Source organism: Pseudomonas syringae pv. tagetis (assembly GCF_022557255.1).
GTDB lineage: Bacteria > Pseudomonadota > Gammaproteobacteria > Pseudomonadales > Pseudomonadaceae > Aquipseudomonas > Aquipseudomonas caricapapayae.
Map to the genome: position 1 here is coordinate 1,855,523 of NZ_CP092923.1, position 24,592 is coordinate 1,880,114.

Sequence of the window (24,592 nt, forward strand, 5' to 3'; positions counted from 1 at the left end):
TTGCGCAGTGATTACACTTGCAGTGCCGGGATGTTGGCATTTGCAGCGGCTTCACGGAACTCGGCGATCTGATCAAAGCTCAGGTAGCGATATACGTCCGCTGCCATCGTATCGATCTGGTTGGCGTAGCCCATGTACTCTTCGACGGTCGGCAGACGACCCAGGATTGAAGCAACAGATGCCAGCTCGGCCGAGGCCAGGTAGACGTTTGCGCCGTCACCGAGACGGTTCGGGAAGTTACGGGTCGATGTCGACACCACGGTCGAGTTCGGCTCGACGCGTGCCTGGTTACCCATGCACAGCGAGCAGCCTGGCATTTCCATGCGCGCGCCAGCCTTGCCGTAGATGCCGTAGTAGCCTTCCTCGGTCAGCTGGTGAGCGTCCATCTTGGTCGGCGGCGACAGCCACAGACGTGTCGGCAGCTGACCTTTTACCTGATCCAGCAACTTGCCCGCAGCGCGGAAGTGACCGATGTTGGTCATGCAGGAACCGATGAACACTTCGTCGATCTTCTCGCCTTGTACCGAAGACAGCAGGCGGGCATCGTCCGGGTCGTTCGGCGCGCAGAGGACAGGCTCCTTGACGTCGGCCAGATCGATTTCGATGATTTCGGCGTACTCGGCGTCCTTGTCGGCTTCCAGCAGCTCCGGGTTGGCAATCCAGGCTTCCATCGCCTGAGCACGACGCTCCAGGGTGCGAGGATCACCGTAACCCTGTTCGATCATCCAGCGCAGCAGGGTGATGTTCGAATTCAGGTACTCGATGATCGGCTCTTTGGCCAGCTTGATGGTGCAACCGGCAGCCGAACGCTCGGCAGAGGCGTCGGACAGCTCGAAAGCCTGCTCGATGCTCAGGTTGTCGAGGCCTTCGATCTCCAGGATGCGACCGGAGAATGCGTTCTTCTTGCCTTTCTTCTCTACGGTCAGCAGGCCAGCCTGAATCGCGTAGTAAGGAATGGCGTGAACCAGGTCGCGCAGAGTGATGCCGGGTTGCATCTTGCCCTTGAAGCGAACCAGGATCGACTCAGGCATGTCCAGAGGCATGACGCCGGTGGCAGCAGCAAACGCTACCAGACCGGAACCGGCCGGGAAGGAGATACCGATCGGGAAGCGGGTGTGCGAGTCGCCACCGGTGCCGACGGTGTCCGGCAGCAGCATGCGGTTCAGCCAGCTGTGGATGATGCCGTCGCCCGGACGCAGGGAAACGCCGCCGCGGGTCATGATGAAGTCAGGCAGCGTGTGGTGGGTCTTGACGTCGATCGGCTTCGGATAAGCCGCAGTGTGGCAGAACGACTGCATGACCAGATCGGTCGAGAAACCCAGGCATGCCAGGTCTTTCAGCTCGTCGCGAGTCATCGGGCCAGTGGTGTCCTGAGAGCCGACGGTGGTCATCTTCGGCTCGCAGTAGGTGCCCGGACGAACGCCTGCTACGCCGCACGCCTTGCCGACCATCTTCTGCGCCAGGGTGTAACCCTTGGTGCTTTCGGCTGGCTGGTCTGGGGTCTTGAACAGGTCGAACTCCGGCAGGCCCAGTTCGGCGCGCGCCTTGCTGGTCAGGCCGCGACCGATGATCAGCGGGATGCGGCCGCCAGCGCGGACTTCGTCGAGCAGCACCGGGGTCTTCATTTCGAAGGTGGTGATGATTTCGTCGCTGTCGTGCTTGCAGACCTTGCCAGCGTAAGGGTAGACGTCGATCACGTCGCCCATGTTGATGTTCGAGACATCGAATTCGATTGGCAGAGCGCCAGCATCTTCCATGGTGTTGTAGAAGATCGGAGCAATCTTGCTGCCGAAGCAGAAACCGCCGGCACGCTTGTTCGGCACGTAAGGGACGTCGTCGCCGAAGAACCACAGCACCGAGTTGGTAGCCGATTTACGCGAGGAGCCGGTACCGACTACGTCACCGACGTAGGCGATAGGGAAACCCTGACCGCGCATGTCTTCAATCTGTTTCATCGGGCCGATGGAGCCCTGAACGTCCGGGACAATGCCGTCACGGGCCATTTTCAGCATGGCCAGGGCGTGCAGCGGGATATCCGGACGCGACCAGGCATCAGGTGCCGGGGACAGGTCGTCGGTGTTGGTTTCGCCGGTGACCTTGAACACGCGCAGGCTGATCTTCTCGGCCAGCATCGGGCGCTTCTTGAACCACTCGCCGTCAGCCCAGGACTGCAGGACAGCCTTGGCGTGGACATTACCGCTCTTGGCTTTTTCGGCCACGTCGTGGAAAGCATCGAACATCAGCAGGGTGTGCTTGAGTTGTTCGGCTGCGACCGGCGCAAGGGTAGCGTCGTCGAGCAGCTCAACCAGGGTGACGATGTTGTAGCCACCCTGCATGGTGCCCAGCAGTTCGGTGGCGCGTTTTTTGTCGATCAGGGGAGAGGTGGCTTCGCCCTTGGCCAGGGCAGACAGGAAGCCGGCCTTGACGTAGGCAGCTTCGTCAACGCCTGGCGGAACGCGATTGGTGATCAGATCGACAAGGAAAGCTTCTTCGCCAGCCGGGGGATTCTTCAGCAGCTCGACCAGGCCTGCAGTTTGTTCGGCGTTAAGCGGCTGGGGCACGATACCCTGGGCGGCACGCTCTTCGATGTGTTTACGGTAGGCTTCAAGCACAGTATTAACCCTCATCAGTGGTCCCAAATGGGTGTCCGGGACGCTCATCCAGAAATCGCCCGTACCCACGCAAGGCTTATTGAGCCTTGTTGGCAGGGTATCGGTGACTCCTAACAGAAGCTGTTTTCAAAGTTTTACGCCTGCAGGGCGGGGGGAGTGACAGTCGACATGGCCATTCGTGATGAGGGAATGGCCTGTCGACGCCGCACTGCGGGATTAACTTGACTGTGCTCGTGACGCTTTGAAAACAGCTTCCAACGGACATTGGCGCCTTAAAAGGCTCGCTGATTCTACGCCAAAACTTCGCCAAAGGTAAGTTAGCCCCTACATCTTCGGGGGTGAACTTGCTTAGACAAAGGGCTAACATGAGCCCCTGTTTTGCCTTCCGCAGCCCTGCCCGACATGCCCGATTACATCATCAAAACTCCCTGCGTCGGCCTTTGCTCCACTGTTTACGGGGATCTGGTGTGCCGTGGCTGCAAACGGTTCCACCACGAGGTCATCCACTGGAACGGCTACAACGACGACGAAAAAAGAGCGGTCTGGCTACGTCTGGAGCAATTGCTGGTCCAGGTGATGACTGCCAAGCTTGAAGTGTTCGACGCCGACAAGCTGCGTGCCCAGCTCACCCAGCGCAAGATCCGTTTTGTGCCGCATCAGTCCGAGTATTGCTGGGCCTACCAACTGATCGCACGAGGTGCGCGGGTCATCAGTCAGGTCGAGGCTTACGGTTTCGTGCTGCTGCCGGAGTTTCGTGACTGGACGCTGCCAGAGTTACGTGACGCGATCGACCGTGAGTTTTTCCTGCTGTCCGAGGCGCATTATCAGCGTTATATCGCGCCAGGCTTTCTGCGTGATGCATTCGGAGCCTGATCAGGCCTGTCCGGTGGTCGCATGCATTTGTGTCGCGAGGTACCGTCGCTCCTCGTATAATCACGCGCTTTGTCTCTCTGTCATTCTGTGAGCCTATGCACCCGATCCCCGAAATCGAAGCCTTCCTGCTTTGCCGCACGCCTGACAGCTGGGTCCAGGCTGCACTGCGCAACCTTGACATCCTGTTGATCGACCATGCGAACAACGAGAAGAAGGCCGCCGGGGCGGCGTTTCAGTTCATGTTCCAGTACAACGACAAGTTTGACCTGTTGAGCAAGATGTCGCGTCTGGCTCGGGAAGAGCTGCGCCATTTCGAGCAAGTGATCAGCATCATCAGAAAGCGCCAGATCCCCATGGCCAATATCAGCTCAGCGCGTTATGCCGGAGCGCTGCGCAAGCTCGTGCGCAACCATAACCCGTACCGGCTGACCGATGCCCTGATCGTCGGCGCTATCGTCGAAGCGCGTTCCTGCGAGCGTTTCGCGGCGCTGGTGCCGCACCTGGATGAAGAACTGGCGAAGTTCTATGGCGGTCTGCTGAAGTCCGAAGCGCGGCACTTTCAGGACTATTTGAAGCTGGCTTACAGCTACGGCGACAAGGCTGATGTCGATGCCAAGATCGAGGAGATCCGTCTAGCCGAACGTGAGCTGATCGAAAGCCCTGACGAAGAGTTCCGTTTTCACAGCGGCGTACCTGTCGCTGCCTGATTTCTGTAGCGCGCACTTCGAAAACGACCGCCTTGCCAGCGGTCGTTTTTTTGTGCGTATTTAGTAAGCAAGCTAATAAATGCTTTGACAACGGCTGCCTAGGCAGTAATATTTTGCAATCACTGCCTAGGCAGCTATCTGGATGAATTCTTGAAACATTTCAGCCCTGACAATTTTGATTCCAGCCTGATCGGGCTGCTCGTCGGTCGCACCAATGCGCTTAAAGACCGCATGCTCGACAAGTACCTGCTGCCTTATGACGTGACGTTCGCGCAGTTCAAGGTGCTGATCATCATTGCCCAGTTTTCGACGGATACCCCCGTCGAATTGTGTCGGCACCTGTCGCTCGACAGCGGTTCGATGACCCGCATGCTTGATCGGCTTGAGCAGAAGGGGCTGGTTGTGCGCAAGCGATCAGCGACTGATCGTCGTCAAGTGCGCCTGGCCCTGACCGAGCAGGGCCAAGCGCTTTCGGATCTGCTGCCGCAGATTGGCGCGGACGCCATGAACGATACATTCGCGGCGCTCGACAGTGATGAGGTCGAGACCCTGAAAAGGATTCTCACCAAAGTGCTGGTGGCCGCCGATGACCACATCACCCTGACTCGTCTGAGCTTCAACCCCAAAGCAAAAAGCTGAGCGTCGGACCTGTCGGCAGGCATGAACCTGCCTGTCGCTGTCGTCCCGCCGTTTTGCTGATTACAAGGTAACTGCCATGGCCACTGCCGCCGCTGAAAACACATCTGCCCCGTCTTCACAGCAAGCGCCGAAGCCGGGCAAGCGCAAGTTCCTGCTGATCGGGCTTGCTGTCATCGTCGTGATCCTTGGTCTGGCCATCTGGGCCTGGTACGAGGTCTATGGACAGTGGAGCGAAGAGACCGACGACGCTTACGTAAATGGCAACGTGGTCGAAATTACTCCGTTGGTCACTGGAACCGTTATCAGCATTGGTGCCGACGACGGGGATCTGGTGCACGAAGGGCAGGTCTTGCTCAAGTTCGATCCAAGCGACGCCGAAGTCTCGCTGCAAAGCGCCGAGGCCAATCTGGGCAAGGTTGTGCGTCAGGTACGTGGTTTGTACAGCAATGTAGACGGCATGAAAGCTCAACTGGCCGCCCAGCGCGCCGCCGTGCAGACTGCTCAGGACAACTACAACCGGCGGCGCAGCCTGGCCGCGGGCGGGGCGATTTCCCAGGAAGAGCTGTCGCATGCCAGAGACAGTCTGACCAGTGCGCAAAGCGCGCTGAACAATATTCAGCAGCAGTTGAGCACCAGCGTGGCGCTGGTCGATGACACGGTTGTTTCTTCACATCCCGACGTCAAAGCTGCTGCCTCCCAGCTACGTCAGGCCTTTCTGGCCAATGCACGCAGTACGCTGGTAGCGCCGGTCACCGGTTATGTGGCCAAGCGCAGCGTGCAACTGGGCCAGCGCATTCAGCCTGGCACCGCGACCATGGCTGTCATCCCGCTGGATCAGTTGTGGATCGATGCCAACTTCAAGGAAACCCAACTGGGCAAGATGCGCATCGGGCAACCGGTGGAGATCAGCTCCGACCTGTATGGCAGCGATGTCAAATACAGCGGCACCATCGACAGTCTGGGGGCTGGTACGGGTAGCGCTTTTGCGCTGCTGCCTGCGCAGAACGCGACGGGTAACTGGATCAAGATTGTTCAGCGCGTGCCGGTTCGCGTGCATATCAACCCGGATGAGCTGGTAAAGCACCCGTTGCGCATCGGCCTGTCGACCACGGTCGAGGTCAATCTGCACGACCAGAGCGGCCCGGTCCTGGCGCAACAGCCGCGTAAGCAGGCAGCGTTCAGCACTCAGGTCTACGCCGCGCAGCTGGCCGATGCCGATGCGTTGATTGCCCGCCTGATTCACGAAAACAGCGCTTCCAGTAGCAAGGCTACCGTTCAGCGCTGAACCGCCAATCCGTGAACCCCGGCCATCTGGCCGGGGTATCGCACTCGTCTTCAGGGATTTGCGATGAGCAACAACGCCCCCGCCTCTTTTACCCCGCCAAGCCTGTTGCTATGCACCATCGGTCTGTCGCTGGCGACATTCATGCAGGTGCTCGATACCACGATTGCCAACGTGGCGTTGCCGACCATTGCCGGTAACCTGGGGGTCAGCTCCGAGCAGAGCACCTGGGTCATCACCTCATTCGCCGTCAGCAACGCGATTGCCTTGCCCTTGACCGGCTGGCTCAGCCGCCGCTTCGGCGAGGTGAAGCTATTTCTGTGGGCCACCATTCTGTTCGTGATGGCGTCGTTTTTGTGTGGCATTTCCCAGTCAATGCCGGAACTGGTGGGTTTCCGGGCGTTGCAGGGCATGGTGGCCGGCCCGCTGTATCCGATGAGTCAGACCCTGCTGATTGCAGTGTACCCGCCTGCCAAAAGAGGCATGGCCCTGGCATTGCTGGCGATGGTGACGGTGGTCGCGCCTATCGCCGGGCCAATTCTCGGTGGCTGGATTACTGACAGTTACAGTTGGCCGTGGATTTTCTTCATCAACATCCCCATCGGCCTGTTCGCTGTGTTGGTGGTGCGTTCGCAAATGGCTAAAAGGCCGGTCAGCACCGCTCATCAACCGCTTGATTACATCGGCTTGCTGGCCCTGATTGTCGGTGTCGGTGCGTTGCAGATAGTGCTCGACAAGGGCAATGATCTTGACTGGTTCGAGTCAAACTTCATCATTTTCGGCTCGTTGACGTCGTTGATCGCGCTGACGTTCTTCGTGATCTGGGAAATGACCGACAAGCACCCGATCGTGAACCTACGGTTGTTTGCCTATCGCAATTTTCGTATCGGCACGCTGGTCATGATCGGCGGCTATTCGGGATTCTTCGGTATCAACCTGATATTACCGCAATGGTTGCAGACCCAGATGGGCTACACCGCGACTTGGGCGGGTCTGGCTGTTGCGCCGATTGGCATCCTGCCAGTGCTGATGTCGCCGTTTGTCGGCAAGTACGCGCACAAGTTCGACCTGCGCCTGCTGGCAGGGCTGGCGTTTCTGGCGATGGGACTGAGCTGTTTCATGCGTGCCGGCTTCAATACCGACGTGGATTTCGAGCACGTGGCGATGGTGCAGTTGTTCATGGGCATTGGTGTGGCGCTGTTCTTCATGCCGACCCTGAGCATTTTGCTGTCCGACCTGCCGCCCAACCAGATCGCCGATGGCTCGGGACTGGCAACTTTCCTGCGCACCCTTGGCGGCAGCTTCGCAGCGTCACTGACCACCTGGATCTGGATTCGTCGCGCCAACCAGCATCATGCCTACCTGAGTGAAAACATCAGCACGTTCGACCCGACAACCCGGCATGCCCTCGACAGCCTGGGCGGCGCGAGCCCGCAGGCCTACGCACAGCTGGAACGTACCCTCAACGCACAGGCCTACATGATGTCCACCGTTGATTACTTCTACCTGCTGGGCTGGATATTCGCAGGACTGATCCTGCTGGTCTGGCTGGCCAAACCCCCATTCGCTGCCAAAGCCGGGCCTGCGGCGGGGGGCGGGCACTAATGTCATAGGGCTGGCTTGACTCTCTACACCCCGTCATGCCTCCCTGCGGCCGCGGCTAACACAGTGCTTTTCAGCCACGGTGGCACAGACATCACAGAACTGCCGTGTGACGCAGAGCGTAACGAACTGCATGCCGACGCGGAGCGTCGGCACGATAGTTATCCGTGCCTTCAGCCAAACTGCTCTAAAACGCTTTTCACCGCGATGGCACAAACGACGCAGAGTGCGACGTAAGTGACGGCTGAGTCCTGGCGCTGATCCGTGGGTAGCCTGGCAGGACGCCAGGCTAGCCGCACCGGGCCATGGATGGCCCGTTGCGGCGACCCGCGGATCAGCGTCAGGGCGAAGGAACCCGACGAAGTCGGGCCGGAAACGGAGCCGGGGGTTTGGTTACTTTGGCCCCATCAAAGTAACTCGCCGAGGGGCGAAAAGGTTACTCGAGTCGAACCCCAATCCCCCTGACACCACAAAACCGCCATGTGACGCAGAGCGTCACGAACGGCATTACCACGCGGAGCGTGGGAACGAGAATCTGAGTCGAACCCTAATCCCCCTGACACCACAGAACCGCCGTGTGACGCGGAGCGTCAAGAACTGCATTACCACGCGGAGCGTCGGCACGATAATCAAAAGCCGGGCCTGCGGCGGGGGGCGGGCACTAATGTCATAGGGCTGGCGTGACTCTCTACACCACGTCATGCCTCCCTGCGGCCGCGGCTAACACAGTGCTTTTCAGCCACGGTGGCACAGACATCACAGAACTGCCGTGTGACGCAGAGCGTCACGAACTGCATGCCGACGCGGAGCGTGGGCACGATAGTTATCCGTGCCTTCAGCCAAACTGCTCTAAAACGCTTTTCACCGCGATGGCACAAACGACGCAGAGTGCGACGTAAGTGACGGCTGAGTCCTGGCGCTGATCCGTGGGTAGCCTGGCAGGACGCCAGGCTAGCCGCACCGGGCCATGGATGGCCCGTTGCGGCGACCCGCGGATCAGCGTCAGGACGAAGGAACCCGACGAAGTCGGGCCGGAAACGGAGCCAGGGGCTTTGGTTACTTTGGCCCCATCAAAGTAACTCGCCGAGGGGCGAAAAGCTGACCCGAGTCGAACCCCAATCCCCCTGACACCACATAACCGCTGTGTGACGCAGAGCGTCACGAACGGCATTACCGCGCGGAGGGTGGGAACGAGAATCTGAGTCGAACCCCAATCCATCTGACATCACAGAACCGCCGTGTGACGCAGAGCGTCACGAACGGCATTACCACGCGGAGGGTGGGAACGAGAATCTGAGTCGACCCCCAATCCCCCTGACACCGCAGAACCGCCGTGTGACGCAGAGCGCCACGAACGGCATTACCACGCGGAGCGTGGGAACGAGAATCTGAGTCGACCCCCAATCCCCCTGACACCGCAGAACCGCCGTGTGACGCAGAGCGCCACGAACTGCATTACCACGCGGAGCGTGGGAACGAGAATCTGAGTCGAACCCCAATCCCCCTGACACCACAAAACCGCCATGTGACGCAGAGCGTCACGAACTGCATTACCACGCGGAGCGTCGGCACGATAATCAAAATCTTAGTCACTGCAAACGAAGTGCTTTTCAACCACGATGGCACAGACGACGCAGAGTGCGACGTAAGTGACGGCTGAGTCCTGGCGCTGATCCGTGGGTAGCCTGGCAGGACGCCAGGCTAGCCGCACCGGGCCATGGATGGCCCGTTGCGGCGACCCGCGGATCAGTGGCAGGACGAAGGAACCCGACGAAGTCGGGCCGGAAACGGAGCCAGGGGCTTTGGTTACTTTGGCCCCATCAAAGTAACTCGCCGAGGGGCGAAAAGCTGACCCGAGTCGAACCCCCATCCCCCTGACACCACAGAACCGCCGTGTGACGCAGAGCGTCACGAACTGCATGTCCACGCGGAGGGTGGGAACGAGAATCTGAGTCGAACCCCAATCCCCCTGACACCACAGAACCGCCGTGTGACGCGGAGCGTCACGAACTGCATTACCGCGCGGAGGGTGGGAACGAGAATCTGAGTCGAACCCCAATCCATCTGACATCACAGAACCGCCGTGTGACGCAGAGCGTCACGAACTGCATTACCACGCGGAGCGTGGGAACGAGAATCTGAGTCGAACCCCAATCCCCCTGACACCACAAAACCGCCGTGTGACGCAGAGCGTCACGAACTGCATTACCACGCGGAGCGTGGGAACGAGAATCTGAGTCGAACCCCAGTCCACCTGACACCACAGAACCGCCTTGTGACGCAGAGCGTCACGAACTGCATTCCGACGCGGAGCGTGGGAACGAGAATCTGAGTCGAACCCCAATCCCCCTGACACCACAAAACCGCCGTGTGACGCAGAGCGTCACGAACGGCATTACCACGCGTAGCGTAGGAACGAGAGTCTGTGTAGAACCACAACCTACCTGAAGTCGCAGAACAGCCACGCGCTCAGCAGCGTTCCCGCACCATCAATTCAACAGCGCAGTCGTCTCGGGTACAAAGTCAAACGCGCTCAGATTGAAGCCCTGCTCATCCACCTGCAGCACCCAGCCCTGACGATCCCAGTCACCCAGCACGATACGCCTGGCCGCCTGATCGCCAATCTGCAACTTATGAATCGCCGGACGATGAGTGTGGCCGTGGACCAGCGTGCGCACACCGAACTGCTGCATGATCCGCGGCACTTCTTCCGGGGTCACGTCGACAATATCGTTGGCCTTGAGGCTGGTCTTGGCGCGGCTTTCGTTGCGTAACTTGCGCGCCAGTTTATGGCGGGTGCCCAACGGCAGGTGACGCAATATGAACAACGTCAGCGGATGGCGCAGATAACGGCGCATCCGGATATAACCTTCGTCGCGGGTGCACAGGCTATCGCCATGCATCAACAGTACGGGCTCACCGTTCAACTGCACGACACTCGGGTCGCTCAACAGCGTACAGCCCGCTGCTTTGCAGAAACCCTTGCCGATCATGAAGTCGCGGTTGCCGTGCATCAGAAAAATTCGTGTGCCACTGTCGCTCAATTCGCGCAGGGCCTGGCAGATCGAAAGCTGGAACGGTGACATGGCATCGTCACCGATCCAGACTTCAAAGAAATCCCCGAGAATATACAGCGACTCGGCTTCGCGAGCGCGTCCTGCGAGCAGATCCAGAAACGCCCGGGTAATGTCCGGGCGCTCCTGTTCAAGGTGCAGATCGGAGATCAGCAGTATCACTCAACGATCTCGGCTTTCTCGATGATCACGTCTTCTACCGGAACGTCCTGATGGCCGGCTTTGCTGGAAGTCGCCACGCCCTTGATCTTGTCGACCACGTCAGTGCCTTCGACCACTTCACCGAATACAGCGTAACCCCAGCCCTGAACGGTCTTGGCGCTGTGGTTCAGGAAGGCGTTGTCAGCGACGTTGATGAAGAACTGCGCAGAGGCCGAATGCGGTTCCATGGTACGGGCCATGGCCACGCTGTACTTCTTGTTCGGCAGACCGTTGTCGGCTTCGTTCTGGATGCTCGGGCGCTTGTCTTTCTTTTCTTTCATGCCAGGCTCGAAACCGCCGCCCTGAACCATGAAATTGCCGATCACACGGTGGAAAACCGTGTTTTCGTAGTGGCCGGCTTTAACGTATTCGATGAAGTTGGCAACGGTCAGCGGCGCTTTTTCTTCGTTCAGTTGCAGCACGATGTCGCCGTGGTTGGTAGTCAGCTTTACATTAGGCATTTGGGAAGTCGCTCTCTAGTCATGCATGAATGGGCAGATTATGACCCTGACGCGCAGTTTACAGGCGAGGTTACATTTTTCAGCGCTTTTGCAGCTTTTATGCCCTCAAATACGCAGTCTGTTGTCAGGGGCTTGACAGCTTCGGCTATGATAAGCGCTTTGATTTAGTCGGCCTACCCTGGCCGCGCACGTATTGTCCAAGGATCCTATGAGCAAGCCCACTCCAGAACCCACTGCCCATTCAAAGGCAGGCCCGGCCGTACCGACCAATTTCCTGCGTCCTATCGTGCAGGCAGACCTGGACTCGGGCAAGCACAGTAAAATCGTGACCCGTTTTCCGCCTGAGCCCAACGGCTATCTGCATATCGGTCACGCTAAATCGATCTGCGTGAACTTCGGTCTGGCCGAGGAGTTTGGTGGCGATACGCACCTGCGTTTCGACGACACCAATCCGGCCAAGGAAGACCAGGAATACATCGACGCCATCATGAGTGACGTCAAGTGGCTGGGCTTTGAATGGGCGGGTGAGGTGCGCTACGCCTCACAGTATTTCGACCAGTTGCACGACTGGGCGGTGGAGCTGATCAAGTCGGGCAAGGCCTATGTAGACGATCTGACCCCCGAGCAGGCCCGAGAGTACCGCGGCACCTTGACCGAGCCGGGCAAGAACAGTCCGTTCCGTGAGCGTGGCGTCGAGGAAAACCTGGACCTGTTCGCGCGCATGAAAGCCGGGGAGTTCGAGGATGGCGCTCGCGTACTGCGTGCCAAAATCGACATGGCCTCGCCGAACATGAACCTGCGTGATCCGATCATCTATCGCATTCGTCATGCGCATCACCATCAGACCGGCGACAAGTGGTGCATCTACCCGATCTACGACTTCACCCACGGTCAGTCGGATGCGCTCGAAGGCATCACCCACTCGATCTGCACCCTGGAGTTCGAAAGCCATCGTCCGCTGTACGACTGGTTCCTCGACAACCTGCCGGTGCCATGCAAGCCGCGCCAGTACGAGTTCTCGCGCCTGAACCTGAATTACACCATCACCAGCAAGCGCAAGCTCAAGCAACTGGTTGACGAAAAGCACGTCAACGGCTGGGACGACCCGCGCATGTCGACGCTGTCGGGTTTCCGTCGTCGTGGTTACACGCCGAAATCGATCCGCAACTTCTGCGAAATGATCGGCACCAACCGTTCCGACGGCGTGGTCGATTTCGGCATGCTCGAATTCAGTATTCGCGATGACCTGGATCACAGTGCCCCACGTGCCATGTGCGTGCTGCGACCATTGAAAGTGGTCATCACCAACTACCCGGAAGGTCAGGTCGAGAAGCTGGAACTGCCGCGCCATCCGAAAGAAGACCTGGGCATGCGCGAGCTGCCGTTCTCGCGGGAGATCTACATCGATCGCGACGATTACATGGAAGAGCCGCCCAAAGGCTACAAGCGTCTTGAGCCCAATGGCGAAGTGCGTTTGCGTGGCAGTTATGTGATTCGCGCTGATGAGGCAATCAAGGACGCAGACGGAAACATCGTCGAACTGCGTTGCTCCTACGATCCGGACACGCTGGGCAAGAACCCTGAAGGCCGCAAGGTCAAGGGTGTTGTGCACTGGGTGCCTGCGGCAGAGAGCGTTGAATGCGAAGTGCGTCTTTATGACCGCCTGTTCCGTTCCGCCAACCCGGAAAAAGCCGAAGACGGCGCAAGCTTTCTGGACAACATCAACCCGGACTCCCTGCAAGTGCTGACCGGTTGTCGTGCTGAGCCGTCATTGGGACACGCGCAACCGGAAGACCGTTTCCAGTTCGAACGCGAAGGTTACTTCTGCGCGGACATCAAGGACTCGAAACCCGGTCAACCAGTTTTCAACCGCACGGTAACGTTGCGGGATTCCTGGACCTGAGATGTCCGAGGGGCAGATAGTGCTTTCTATTTACAACACGCTCACCAAGAGCAAAGAAGTTTTCAAGCCGCTGGATGGCAACAAGGTGCGCATGTACGTCTGCGGGATGACCGTATACGACTACTGCCACCTTGGTCATGGCCGCAGCATGGTGGCGTTCGACCTGGTGACCCGCTGGTTGCGCTTCAGTGGTTATGAACTGACCTATGTGCGCAATATCACCGACATCGACGACAAGATCATCAATCGTGCCCGTGACAACGGCGAGTCGTTCGACGCGCTCACGGCGCGCATGATCGACGCCATGCACGAGGACGAGGCTCGCCTCAATATCCTCAAACCGGACATGGAGCCGCGTGCCACCGATCACATCGCGGGCATGCACGCCATGATCCAGACCCTGATCGACAAGGGCTATGCCTACGCGCCGGGTAACGGCGACGTGTATTACCGTGTGGGCAAGTTTCAGGGTTACGGCAAACTGTCGCGCAAGAAGATCGAAGACCTGCGTATCGGCGCACGTATCGAGGTGGACGAGTCCAAGGAAGATCCGCTGGACTTCGTGCTCTGGAAAGGCGTCAAGCCGGGCGAGCCGAGCTGGGAATCGCCTTGGGGCGCCGGGCGTCCGGGCTGGCATATCGAATGTTCGGTGATGTCGACCTGCTGCCTGGGCGAGACCTTCGACATTCATGGCGGCGGCAGCGATCTGGAGTTTCCGCACCACGAAAACGAAATCGCCCAGAGCGAAGCCGCGACCGGCAAGACCTACGCCAATGCCTGGCTGCACTGCGGCATGATTCGCATCAATGGCGAGAAGATGTCCAAGTCCCTGAACAACTTCTTCACCATTCGTGACGTCCTGGAAAAATACCACCCGGAAGTGGTGCGTTACCTGCTGGTGTCAAGCCATTACCGCAGCGCGATCAACTACTCCGAAGACAGCCTGCGCGAGTCCAAAGCAGCGCTTGAGCGTTTCTATCACGCGCTCAAGGGCTTGCCGGTTGCCGAGCCCGCTGGTGGCGAAGCATTCGTCGAGCGTTTCAGCGCTGCAATGAATGACGACTTCGGTACGCCTGAAGCGTGTGCGGTCCTGTTCGAGATGGTCCGCGAGATCAATCGTCTGCGCGAATCCGATGTCGCTGCAGCGGCGGGGCTGGCGGCGCGCTTGAAGCAACTTGCCAGCGTATTGGGTGTTCTGCAGCTGGAAGCCGATGACTTCCTGCGCGCAGGCGCGGAAGGGCGCGTCGACGCGGCAGAAGTGGAAGCGCTGATTCAGGCTCGCCTGGCTGCTCGCGCGGCGAAAGACTGGGCTGAGTCCGACCGGATCCGCGACCGGATCACCGCGATGGGTGTGGTTCTGGAAGACGGCAAGGGCGGTACGACCTGGCGCCTTGCGGACTGATCAAGAACTGTCCCTGAAACACTGGAATGCCCATGCTGCGCATGGGCATTCTGTTCTGGACGCTGCGCGTCCGATCCTCGATATGCAGCCTGCCAAGCGTCATACACTAGACAATCCGCTGTTCCCGCAACCGCTTGTACAGCGTATTGCGACTGACCCCCAGACGTTTCGCCAGTTGTGAAATATTCCCGCCTGCCGCTTGAAACAGTTGGCCGAGGTCTTCAGTCGGGTGCAAGCGTAAGGCTGATTCCTGGGGCCTCGCCGGATCACGGCATTCTTCATCCACGTGCGTATCGAGCAGAAAGTCGTCTGGCAGATGTTCGGTGCCGATCGGCTGTTCGTCGGCCAGCGCAAGTGCCACCTGAATCACGCTGTTGAGCTGACGAAGGTTGCCCGGCCAGGGGTGATGCTCGAATAGCTCGAGCACTTCTCTGGAAAAACCTGCACGTTGATGAGCATCGCGGTGCCGCTCCCAGATACTCTGGATGAGCGCATGTTTGTCAGTGCGCTCGCGCAGTGGCGGGAGTTCGATGCTCAGGCCGCTGATCCGGTAATAAAGGTCCTGGCGAAAATGCCCGGTCTGAACCTGCTCGCGCAAGCCGCGATTGGTGGCCGAAATCAGGCGTATGTCCACCGGGTACAACTCGCTGCTGCCCAATGGTTGAACACAGCGCTCCTGCAGCACACGTAGCAGCCGCGCCTGCACCGGCAGGGGCATGTCGCCGACCTCGTCCAGAAACAGCGTACCTTTGTCGGCTTTACGAATCAGGCCGATGCTGCCCTTTTGACTGGCGCCGGTAAACGCCCCTCTTTCATAGCCAAATAGCTCAGCCTCGACCAGTTCGGCCGGAATTGCGGCGCAGTTGACGGCGATCAGCGGCAGGCCAGCGCGCGCACTGGCCTGATGCAGTGCTTTGACAAACACTTCCTTGCCGACCCCGGTTTCGCCATGAATCAGCAGTGGGATGTCTTTTTCCAGAAGTCGTTGCGCCTGATGTACAGCCTTCTCGATCCTGGGATCGCCCAGGCTGATCGCATCGAGGTCCAGGTTTCGCGGTGCTGCAGGCGTGTGCAGCGGCTGGACGCTATGCAGCTTCAGCGGCTTGCGGGTCGGGCGCTTGAGCAGGCATTGAAAGCGATTGTTGCCTAATGCATGCAGCGCAAATGGCCGCGCTTCGGTTTCGCTGAGCAGTTGCAGGATCGGACACTTGAACAGCGTCTCGATACTGACTCCGGACGGCGTTGTCCCCAGCAAGTTGTCAGCTCGCCGATTGGCACACAGGATCTGACCGCTTTCGTCGAAAATCAGCAGACCTGCCCATTGGCTGTCCAGGTTGTTCAGGCCTGTATTGAAGATCAACTGGTAGTGGGAGTCGCGAAACTGATCAAGAATCAGCCGGTTTTCTACTGACTGGCTCATCATCTTGACCATGCCAAGCGTGTGCGAGGGCGGCAGAAAGCTGTCACTGGACACATCCAGCACGGCAATGATGCGTCGATTGGCGTCGAAGATCGGTGAAGCTGACCCGGTCATGAAGCGATTGGCCTTGAGGAAGTGCTCGTCGGGCTCGATATGAATAGCCTGCTCGCAGGCCAGCGCTGTGCCAATGGCATTGGTGCCTGTGCCCCGTTCGCTCCAGCTGGCACCTGCCATGAAGCCCTGAGCCTGGGAAGACTCGACGAAGCGTTGTGCCCCCCACGATTTGAGCAACTGGCCTTGAGGATCGGCCAGCAGAATCAGGCAGTTGGAGTTGCTCAGAATATTTTCGTAGACCGGCAGGACTTCCTGATGAGTGGTCTGCACCAGGCCGTGATGACGCTCCAGCAGTCTGGCAACCTCTGCACCGGGCAGTTGGCCGAAGGAAGGACGCGTCTGATGGCTGAGGCCGAAGTCCCGGCAGCGCCTCCATGAATCCTGAATGATGATGTCGTGAGCAAGCGAAGCGCTGGGTTGAGACATGAGGATGCCTGCGAATGTGACGTGTTGTTTTTGTTTTTAGGTCCCGTCGGCGTGACCATCCTTGCCCGCAACGTCCGTCCAGTGTCGTTCAGTTTTGTTCAAAGTCAATGTTCATTTTGTTCAAGTGTTCAGTTTTTTCTGTTCATTATTGTTCAGCTGCGAAAGGCGTTTGGCCCAATGAATACGGGAGAGCGCTCTGTTTCGGGCTTTTGGCAGCGATCTGGCCGAGCTGGCATGAATGTCGCTATCTGCAGACAGTCACGCAATCACCCTTAAGAAAAAAACAACAAAGGGCACGCCATGTCACTCACGCTGGAGCATGTCAGTCGCGCAGTCGATGGTCAGGTCTGGATCGACGACGCTTCCCTGAGCTTTGAGCCGGGATCATTCAACGTTCTGCTGGGACGAACCCTGTCCGGCAAAACCAGCCTGATGCGCCTGATGGCCGGGCTGGACAAGCCTGACAGCGGACGGGTGCTGATGAACGGGGTCGATGTCACCAACCGCCCCGTTCGTTTGCGCAACGTCTCGATGGTTTATCAGCAGTTCATCAATTACCCAAGCATGACGGTGTTTGAAAACATCGCCTCGCCGCTGCGCCAAGCGGGGTTGTCCAGGGAGGTGATCGATAGCCGCGTGCAGGAAACCGCGAAGATGCTGCGCATCGAAAAATTCCTGCAGCGTCACCCCCTCGAATTGTCCGGTGGACAGCAACAGCGCACCGCGATGGCCAGGGCGCTGGTCAAGGATGCCGAACTGATCCTGTTCGACGAGCCGCTGGTCAACCTCGATTACAAGCTGCGCGAAGAGCTGCGTCAGGAAATGCGCGAGCTGTTTGCCGCTCGCCATACTATCGCCATCTACGCCACCACCGAGCCCAATGAGGCGCTGGCTCTGGGCGGCACTACCACCATTCTGCATGAGGGGCGAGTGGTGCAGAGTGGCAAGACTCCAGAGGTTTACCACCGGCCGAGCACTGTATTGGCCGCCGAGCTGTTTTCCGAACCGCCGATCAACCTGATGCCGGGTCGGATAGACGGCAATGAAGTCAGCTTCGCCAACTTCGTGCACTTTCCGCTCAATGTCGACCTGCGTGCCGTCGGCGATGGAGAGTATCGCTTCGGAGTACGCCCGAGTCATCTGAGCCTGGTGCCGTCCAACGATGATGACCTGGAACTAGCCGTCACCGTCGAGCTGGCGGAAATAAGCGGCTCGGAAACCTTCCTGCATGTGCGCAACGAGCTGTTCTCGCTGGTCCTGCATCTACCGGGCGTTCACGCCTACGACGTCGATGCAGCGATTCGGGTGTACATCCCGACCCACAAATTGTTTGTATTCGATCAGCAGGGCGGCCTGATTCAGGCACCGGGCCTGCGTATGGCGAGGGTTGCCTGATGGCCGAGATCCGCTTGCAGAACCTGGCGCACAGTTATAGCGCCAAGCCCGGTCCTGACGATTACGCGATACGGGAAATGAGCCATATCTGGGAGCAGGGTGGCGCCTACGCGCTACTTGGACCCTCCGGCTGTGGCAAGTCGACCTTGCTCAATATCATTTCGGGATTGCTCAGTCCTTCACAGGGCCAGGTATTGTTTGATTCAAAAGTGGTCAACGAGCTGCCGCCGGAGCGCCGCAATATTGCTCAGGTTTTCCAGTTTCCGGTGATCTACGACACCATGACCGTGTTCGATAACCTGGCCTTTCCTTTGCGTAATCAGGGCATGGACGAGGCGCGGATTCTCATCAAGGTCAACGAAATAGCCGATGTTCTGGACTTGCAGCCGCTGCTGAAAAAGAAGGCGCGCAACCTGAGCGCAGACGAGAAACAAAAGGTCTCCATGGGTCGCGGGCTGGTTCGCGATGACGTTTCAGCGATCCTTTTCGATGAGCCGCTGACGGTCATCGACCCGCACCTGAAATGGAAACTGCGGCGCAAGCTTAAGCAGATCCACGAGCAGTTCAATATCACCATGGTCTACGTGACCCACGATCAGCTCGAGGCTTCGACCTTCGCCGACAAGATCGCGGTGATGTATGGCGGACAGATTGTGCAGTTCGGTACACCGCGGGAGCTTTTTGAAAAGCCTTCCCACACCTTTGTCGGCTATTTCATCGGCAGCCCCGGCATGAATCTCATTGACGTCACGCCTCAAACAGGCGGAGTCGGTTTTGCCGACATTCATCTGCCGCTGCCTGAAGCGTTGCAGCAAAAGCTTGCCGATACGCCCTGGAAAAGTCTGAAAGTGGGCATTCGTCCAGAGTTCGTGCACGTCTGGGACGGGCCTTACGACGATGCCATGTGCGCCGACGTGACCTACGTGGAAGACCTCGGCACCTACAAGATCATCACCCTGAAACTGGCCGGACAGTTGCTCAAGGTTCGGCTGCAGGAAGACAAGCTGGTGCCGCAAGGCCAGGCGTGGATCAGTTTTCCGGGGCAATGGCTGATGCTGTACGCAGATGATTACCTGCTCGAAGCCGGCCCTGCCAGTGAGGTGTCCCATGCGTAAGGTTCAGAACAACAAGGCCTGGTGGCTGGTGATGCCAGTGTTTCTGCTGGTGGCATTCAGTGCCATCATCCCGATGATGACGGTGGTCAACTACTCGGTGCAGGACATCTTCGACCAGTCCAGCCGCTATTTCGTCGGCACCGACTGGTTCAGGCAAGTTCTGCAGGACCCGCGTCTGCACGATTCGCTGCTGCGTCAGTTCATTTACTCGGGCTGTGTGCTGCTGATCGAGATCCCGTTGGGCATCGCGATTGCCCTGACCATGCCTACCAAGGGCCGCTGGTCGTCGTTGTGCCTGATCGTGATGACCATTCCATTGCTGATTCCGTGGAATGTGGTCGGCACCATCTGGCAGATTTTCGGCCGTGGGGATATCGGCTTGCTCGGCTACACGCTGAACAATGTGCTGGGCATCAACTACAACTACGCCGCCAATGCGTCGGATGCCTGGGTGACGGTACTGGTCATCGACGTCTGGCACTGGACCTCGCTGGTCGCTTTGCTCTGCTATTCAGGGCTGCGAGCCATTCCGGACGTGTATTACCAGGCAGCACGGATTGATCGGGCGTCCGGTTGGGCCATCTTCCGGCATATTCAGTTGCCGAAGATGAAAAGCGTACTGCTGATTGCGGTGATGCTGCGCTTTATGGACAGCTTCATGATCTACACCGAGCCGTTCGTTCTGACCGGCGGCGGTCCGGGCAACTCCACCACCTTCCTCAGTCAGACCCTGACGACCATGGCGCTCGGGCAGTTCGACCTGGGGCCGGCGGCGGCGTTCTCGCTGGTGTATTTCCTGATCATTCTGTTGGTGTCATGGGTGTTCTATACCGCCATGACCCACGGCGAAAAGAATTGAGGGCCGGGTCATGAGTCTGCGCAAAATCATACCGCTGTGGATTTACCTGTTGTTTCTGCTGGTGCCGATCTACTGGCTGATCAACATGTCGTTCAAGACCAATACCGAGATCCTCAGCGGCCTGACCCTGTGGCCGCAGGATTTTACCCTGGCCAACTACAAGGTGATCTTCACCGACGAGAGCTGGTACAGCGGCTACCTCAACTCGCTGTACTACGTGTGCCTCAACACCGTGATATCGCTGAGCGTGGCACTGCCTGCAGCCTATGCCTTTTCCCGCTATCGTTTTCTCGGCGACAAGCACCTGTTCTTCTGGCTGCTGACCAATCGCATGGCACCACCTGCAGTATTCCTGTTGCCGTTTTTTCAGTTGTATTCGTCCATTGGCCTGTTTGACACGCACATCGCCGTCGCACTGGCGCATTGCCTGTTCAACGTTCCGCTGGCCGTTTGGATTCTGGAGGGCTTCATGTCCGGTGTTCCCAAGGAGATAGATGAGACGGCGTATATCGACGGTTACAGCTTTCCCAGGTTTTTCGTGAAGATCTTCATTCCGCTGATCGGCTCGGGCATTGGTGTAACGGCGTTTTTCTGCTTCATGTTCTCCTGGGTCGAACTGCTCCTGGCGCGCACGTTGACCTCGGTCAACGCCAAGCCGATAGCGGCAGTGATGACCCGCACGGTCTCGGCATCGGGTATCGATTGGGGGGTGCTGGCGGCCGCCGGGGTGTTGACCATCCTGCCGGGCATGCTGGTGATCTGGTTCGTTCGCAACCATGTGGTCAAGGGCTTCGCTCTTGGTCGCGTCTGAGGAGTCGAGAAATGGAGTGGATGTCCTGGACACTGCCCACTGCTGCCTTTTTCATCAGCATCGCTGTGCTGCTGGCGGGAATGACAGTATGGGAATTGCGCTCGGCAAGCATCGAGCGTCGTGGTTTTCTGCCGATTGCCACCACCCGTGGCGACCGTCTTTTCATTGGGCTTCTGGGCAGCGCTTACCTGCATCTGCTGGTGATCGGCGCGACTGACTGGAGTATCTGGATCGCTTCAGGGGCTTCCCTGGTGTGGTTGTTGGTGGTGATGCGTTGGGGTTAGGGAGCGGTCGGGTGCGATTGTATGACTGAATCGGCCGACGGTATTCGAAGAGCAGGACTACATAAAGGCAATCGTGGAGATGACTATGTTCAATAAGAAAAACAAGCTGCAACATAGCGTGACGCTGGCAACCATGATCATGCTCAGTGGGTTGAGTGTGTCGGCATGGGCAGATCAGTACGAGGATGCGGCGAAGAAATGGGCGGCAAGCGAATTCAAGCCGAGTACGCTTTCCGATGCCGAGCAGTTGAAAGAACTGGAGTGGTTCATCAAGGCCGCCGAGCCGTTCCGTGGCATGGACATCAAGGTGGTGTCGGAAACCCTGACCACCCACGAGTACGAATCGAAAACCCTGGCCAGGGCGTTCACTGAAATCACCGGTATCAAAGTCACCCACGATTTGCTGCAGGAAGGTGACGTCATCGAAAAGCTGCAGACCGCCATGCAGTCTGACAAGAGCATCTACGACGGCTGGGTTAACGATTCGGACCTGATCGGCACGCACTTTCGCTATGGCAAGGCGCTTTCTCTGACGGATCTGATGGCCAGTCCGGAAGGCAGTAAGGTCACATCGCCGACGCTGGACCTGAAAGACTTTATCGGTACTTCGTTTACCACGGCTCCAGACGGCAAGCTTTATCAGCTGCCCGATCAGCAGTTCGCCAACCTCTACTGGTTTCGTGCCGACTGGTTCGAGCGTCCTGACCTGAAAAAGAAATTCAAGGACAAGTACGGCTATGAACTGGGCGTCCCGGTCAACTGGTCGGCCTACGAAGACATTGCCAAATTCTTCAGTGAGGACGTCAAGGAAATCGACGGCAAGAAAGTCTTTGGCCACATGGATTACGGCAAAAAGGACCCGTCACTGGGCTGGCGTTTCACCGATGCCTGGTTCTCCATGGCGGGCAGCGGTGACAAGGGCTTGCCGAATGGTTTGCCTGTGGACGAGTGGGGCATCCGTGTAGAAGATTGCCATCCGGTCGGTTCCAGCATTACCCGTGGCGGCGACACCAACGGTCCGGCGGCGGTGTTCGCGACCCAGAAATACATCGACTGGCTGAAGGCCTATGCACCGCCGGAAGCGGCAGGCATGACGTTCTCGGAGTCCGGCCCCGTGCCTTCGCAGGGTAACGTCGCGCAACAGATATTCTGGTACACCGCCTTTACCGCTGACATGACCAAACCCGGTCTGCCGGTCATGAACGCCGATGGCACGCCGAAATGGCGTATGGCCCCGTCGCCGAAAGGGCCGTACTGGAAAGAAGGCATGAAACTCGGTTATCAGGATGTGGGTTCATGGACTTTCCTGAAATCTTCCGACGAGAAAAAACGTCTGGCGGCGTGGCTGTATGCGCAGTTCGTCACGTCGAAAAGTGTCTCTCTGAAGAAAACCATTGTTGGCCTGACGCCGATCCGCGAGTCGGATATCAACTCCAGGGAAATGACTGAGCTGGCACCGAAACTGGGTGGTCTGGTGGAGTTCTACCGCAGCCCGGCGCGGGTGCAATGGTCGCCTACCGGGACCAACGTGCCTGATTATCCGAAGCTTGCGCAGTTGTGGTGGAGCCATGTTGCCGAAGCGGTCACTGGCGAGAAGACTGCACAGCAGGCGCTGGACGGTCTGGCCAAGGATCAGGATGCAATCATGACGCGCATCGAGCGTTCCAAGGTTCAGGAAGGTAGCAAGTGTGCGCCGAAGATGAATCCGGAAACCACTGCAGAAGCCTGGTACAAGAAGGCCGAAGAGAGCGGTGGCAAGTTCCTTGCGCCACAACGCAAGCTGGCCAACGAGAAGCCGAAGGGGGAAACCATCGCCTACTCTGACCTGCTGAAGAGCTGGGAAGCGGCTAAAAAGTAAGCGTTTGCAGGCATAAAAAAACGGCACCCATGAGGTGCCGTTTTTTTGTTTGCATGCTGATCAGTCGTGCAGTGTTTCCGCTGCGTACAGCGTGTTTTCCAGCAGGCATGCGCGGGTCATGGGGCCGACGCCGCCGGGAACCGGAGTGATCCAGCCGGCGCGGGGCAGGGCGGTGTCGTAAACCACGTCGCCTACCAGCTTGCCGTCTTCCTGGCGATTGATGCCGACATCGATGACGATCGCGCCCTGCTTGATCCATTCGCCTTTGACAAGGCCCGGCTTGCCGGCGGCAACCACTACCAGATCGGCACGGCTCACATGACCTGCCAGATCCTTGGTGAAGCGGTGGGTCACGGTCACCGTGCAACCCGCCAGCAACAATTCCATCGCCATAGGGCGGCCGACGATGTTCGACGCGCCAACCACCACGGCATCCAGACCGTACAAGTCGACGCCGGTGCTTTCCAGCAGGGCAATGATCCCTTTGGGCGTACATGGCCGCAGGAGCGGAATGCGCTGCGCCAGACGGCCGACGTTATAAGGGTGGAAACCGTCCACGTCCTTGTCCGGACGAATGCGTTCCAGCAGCAGTGATGCGTCCAGGTGCGCAGGCAGAGGCAATTGCAACAGAATGCCGTCGACAGCGGCGTCTTCGTTGAGGCGGTCGATCAAATCGGTCAACGCAACCTGAGTGGTATCGGCGGGCAAGTCATAGGCACGGGAGATAAAGCCGACTTCCTCGCAGTCCTTGCGCTTGTGGGAGACATAGACCTGAGAAGCGGGGTCGCTGCCTACCAGAATCACCGCGAGGCCCGGCGTGCGCAAACCTTGCTGGCTACGTTCGGCGACACGTTTGGCGATCTGCTGGCGCAGGCTGGCGGCGATCGCCTTGCCGTCGATTAGTTTTGCAGTCATGACGCGTGATTAACCATCGAGAGGAAATAAAATGAGCGCGCATTCTCGCATGACATGGCGCGAGGGCAAAGGCGCATGCGTTGGATATTCAGCTAACTCCTTTATCTAGCTGAATTTTTTTCAAAAAAAGGTTGACGACCCCAGGGGCCGTCTATAAGATTCGTCGCACTTGCCGGGCAGCGCCCAGCACTGGTTAAGCTAGCACTGGTTGATTATGTCAGGCAGAGTTGCAAATCAGCCGGTGTGATTGAAAGCCTTTTAGTTTGTTATCGCAAGAATACAAATTATATAAGTGCCCGTAGCTCAGCTGGATAGAGCATCCGCCTTCTAAGCGGATGGTCGCAGGTTCGAGTCCTGCCGGGTGCGCCATTCAAGGCAGCTTTGGCACAGCAAGCAAGTTGTACCGTCACGCGCAATATGGTGGGCGTAGCTCAGTTGGTAGAGCACAGGATTGTGACTCCTGCGGTCGTGGGTTCGAACCCCATCGTCCACCCCATATTAAGAAGGGCGCCAGATTCATAGTCTGGCGCCTTTGCTTTAAAAGTCTGAAATGCGGATGTGGTGGAATTGGTAGACACACTGGATTTAGGTTCCAGCGCCGCAAGGTGTGAGAGTTCGAGTCTCTCCGTCCGCACCACC

The 24,592-nt window shown here is 58.3% G+C and carries 19 protein-coding genes and 3 tRNA genes; 16 read left to right on the top strand and 6 right to left on the bottom strand.

Features of this window, described 5'->3' with window-relative positions; genetic code table 11:
• Window positions 1–11: 11 nt before the first annotated feature.
• A complete protein-coding gene (acnB, locus tag MME58_RS08395) occupies window positions 12–2,612 on the bottom strand; it encodes a bifunctional aconitate hydratase 2/2-methylisocitrate dehydratase (RefSeq protein ID WP_054986996.1) in 2,601 nt (866 codons plus the stop codon).
• A gap of 402 nt (window positions 2,613–3,014) precedes the next feature.
• Between acnB and MME58_RS08400 the strand changes: the two genes are divergently transcribed.
• From MME58_RS08400 to MME58_RS08420, 5 genes are all read left to right on the top strand, one after another.
• Window positions 3,015–3,485, top strand: a complete 471-nt coding sequence (locus MME58_RS08400; RefSeq protein ID WP_054071206.1) for a DUF1289 domain-containing protein — start codon at window positions 3,015–3,017, stop codon at window positions 3,483–3,485.
• Between the two features lie 95 nt (window positions 3,486–3,580).
• Complete coding sequence (locus tag MME58_RS08405) at window positions 3,581–4,192, top strand: MiaE family protein (protein ID WP_054986997.1); 612 nt, start codon at window positions 3,581–3,583, stop codon at window positions 4,190–4,192.
• A 150-nt stretch (window positions 4,193–4,342) separates the two neighbouring features.
• Window positions 4,343–4,831, top strand: coding sequence for a MarR family winged helix-turn-helix transcriptional regulator (locus MME58_RS08410; RefSeq protein ID WP_054986998.1), 489 nt, complete (start codon window positions 4,343–4,345; stop codon window positions 4,829–4,831).
• A gap of 76 nt (window positions 4,832–4,907) precedes the next feature.
• The gene (locus MME58_RS08415; protein WP_055005846.1) at window positions 4,908–6,116 is read left to right on the top strand and encodes an HlyD/EmrA/EmrK family protein; all 1,209 of its coding nucleotides are present in this window, start codon (window positions 4,908–4,910) and stop codon (window positions 6,114–6,116) included.
• 63 nt (window positions 6,117–6,179) lie between these two features.
• Window positions 6,180–7,718, top strand: a complete 1,539-nt coding sequence (locus MME58_RS08420; RefSeq protein WP_054987000.1) for a DHA2 family efflux MFS transporter permease subunit — start codon at window positions 6,180–6,182, stop codon at window positions 7,716–7,718.
• Window positions 7,719–10,204: 2,486 nt separating this feature from the next.
• On the opposite strand, the gene lpxH is transcribed toward MME58_RS08420, so the two are convergent.
• Window positions 10,205–10,951: a UDP-2,3-diacylglucosamine diphosphatase gene (gene lpxH, locus MME58_RS08425; protein WP_055007077.1), complete on the bottom strand. Its 747-nt coding sequence runs from the start codon at window positions 10,949–10,951 to the stop codon at window positions 10,205–10,207.
• Window positions 10,948–11,451, bottom strand: a complete 504-nt coding sequence (locus MME58_RS08430) for a peptidylprolyl isomerase (RefSeq protein WP_054987150.1) — start codon at window positions 11,449–11,451, stop codon at window positions 10,948–10,950. The genes lpxH and MME58_RS08430 overlap by 4 nt, the downstream gene beginning before the upstream one ends.
• A 208-nt stretch (window positions 11,452–11,659) precedes the next feature.
• Here MME58_RS08430 and MME58_RS08435 point away from each other — a divergent pair, with 208 nt between their 5' ends.
• Both MME58_RS08435 and cysS read left to right on the top strand, forming a co-directional pair.
• Window positions 11,660–13,354 carry a glutamine--tRNA ligase/YqeY domain fusion protein gene (locus MME58_RS08435; RefSeq protein ID WP_055007076.1) on the top strand — a complete coding sequence of 565 codons (1,695 nt, stop codon included), beginning with the start codon at window positions 11,660–11,662 and terminating at the stop codon, window positions 13,352–13,354.
• 19 nt (window positions 13,355–13,373) lie between these two features.
• A complete protein-coding gene (cysS, locus tag MME58_RS08440) occupies window positions 13,374–14,756 on the top strand; it encodes a cysteine--tRNA ligase (protein ID WP_054987187.1) in 1,383 nt (460 codons plus the stop codon).
• Between the two features lie 106 nt (window positions 14,757–14,862).
• Here cysS and MME58_RS08445 read toward each other — a convergent pair whose 3' ends face one another.
• Window positions 14,863–16,716, bottom strand: a complete 1,854-nt coding sequence (locus MME58_RS08445) for a sigma-54-dependent Fis family transcriptional regulator (RefSeq protein ID WP_055007075.1) — start codon at window positions 16,714–16,716, stop codon at window positions 14,863–14,865.
• 300 nt (window positions 16,717–17,016) lie between these two features.
• Between MME58_RS08445 and MME58_RS08450 the strand changes: the two genes are divergently transcribed.
• The 3 genes from MME58_RS08450 to MME58_RS08460 are packed head-to-tail and all read left to right on the top strand — an operon-like array spanning window position 17,017 to window position 20,085.
• Window positions 17,017–18,111, top strand: a complete 1,095-nt coding sequence (locus tag MME58_RS08450) for an ABC transporter ATP-binding protein (RefSeq protein ID WP_055007074.1) — start codon at window positions 17,017–17,019, stop codon at window positions 18,109–18,111.
• Window positions 18,111–19,226 carry an ABC transporter ATP-binding protein gene (locus MME58_RS08455; protein ID WP_055007073.1) on the top strand — a complete coding sequence of 372 codons (1,116 nt, stop codon included), beginning with the start codon at window positions 18,111–18,113 and terminating at the stop codon, window positions 19,224–19,226. Before MME58_RS08450 ends, MME58_RS08455 begins: the two co-directional genes overlap by 1 nt.
• Window positions 19,219–20,085 (top strand): carbohydrate ABC transporter permease, encoded by an 867-nt coding sequence (locus MME58_RS08460; RefSeq protein ID WP_024644953.1) that lies wholly within the window; start codon window positions 19,219–19,221, stop codon window positions 20,083–20,085. The genes MME58_RS08455 and MME58_RS08460 overlap by 8 nt, the downstream gene beginning before the upstream one ends.
• Here MME58_RS08460 and MME58_RS27770 read toward each other — a convergent pair.
• Complete coding sequence (locus MME58_RS27770; protein WP_223813484.1) at window positions 20,027–20,455, bottom strand: multiheme c-type cytochrome; 429 nt, start codon at window positions 20,453–20,455, stop codon at window positions 20,027–20,029. The genes MME58_RS08460 and MME58_RS27770 overlap by 59 nt on opposite strands.
• Between MME58_RS27770 and MME58_RS08465 the strand changes: the two genes are divergently transcribed.
• The 3 genes from MME58_RS08465 to MME58_RS08475 all read left to right on the top strand — a co-directional run bounded on the left by MME58_RS08465 (window position 20,339) and on the right by MME58_RS08475 (window position 23,038).
• Window positions 20,339–20,896: a carbohydrate ABC transporter permease gene (locus MME58_RS08465; protein ID WP_223813483.1), complete on the top strand. Its 558-nt coding sequence runs from the start codon at window positions 20,339–20,341 to the stop codon at window positions 20,894–20,896. The genes MME58_RS27770 and MME58_RS08465 overlap by 117 nt on opposite strands.
• An 11-nt stretch (window positions 20,897–20,907) precedes the next feature.
• On the top strand, window positions 20,908–21,180 hold the full coding sequence (locus tag MME58_RS08470; protein WP_010437138.1) for a DUF2160 domain-containing protein: 273 nt from the start codon (window positions 20,908–20,910) through the stop codon (window positions 21,178–21,180).
• Window positions 21,181–21,265: 85 nt separating this feature from the next.
• Window positions 21,266–23,038 (top strand): ABC transporter substrate-binding protein, encoded by a 1,773-nt coding sequence (locus MME58_RS08475; RefSeq protein ID WP_055007072.1) that lies wholly within the window; start codon window positions 21,266–21,268, stop codon window positions 23,036–23,038.
• A 60-nt stretch (window positions 23,039–23,098) separates the two neighbouring features.
• Here MME58_RS08475 and folD read toward each other — a convergent pair whose 3' ends face one another.
• Window positions 23,099–23,953, bottom strand: coding sequence for a bifunctional methylenetetrahydrofolate dehydrogenase/methenyltetrahydrofolate cyclohydrolase FolD (folD, locus tag MME58_RS08480; RefSeq protein WP_054987158.1), 855 nt, complete (start codon window positions 23,951–23,953; stop codon window positions 23,099–23,101).
• Window positions 23,954–24,245: 292 nt separating this feature from the next.
• Here folD and MME58_RS08485 point away from each other — a divergent pair.
• From MME58_RS08485 to MME58_RS08495, 3 genes are all read left to right on the top strand, one after another.
• Window positions 24,246–24,322: transfer RNA gene (locus MME58_RS08485), tRNA-Arg, on the top strand.
• Window positions 24,323–24,373: 51 nt separating this feature from the next.
• Window positions 24,374–24,449 (top strand) — tRNA-His (locus MME58_RS08490).
• A gap of 56 nt (window positions 24,450–24,505) precedes the next feature.
• Window positions 24,506–24,590, top strand: a tRNA-Leu gene (locus MME58_RS08495).
• Window positions 24,591–24,592: the final 2 nt, after the last annotated feature.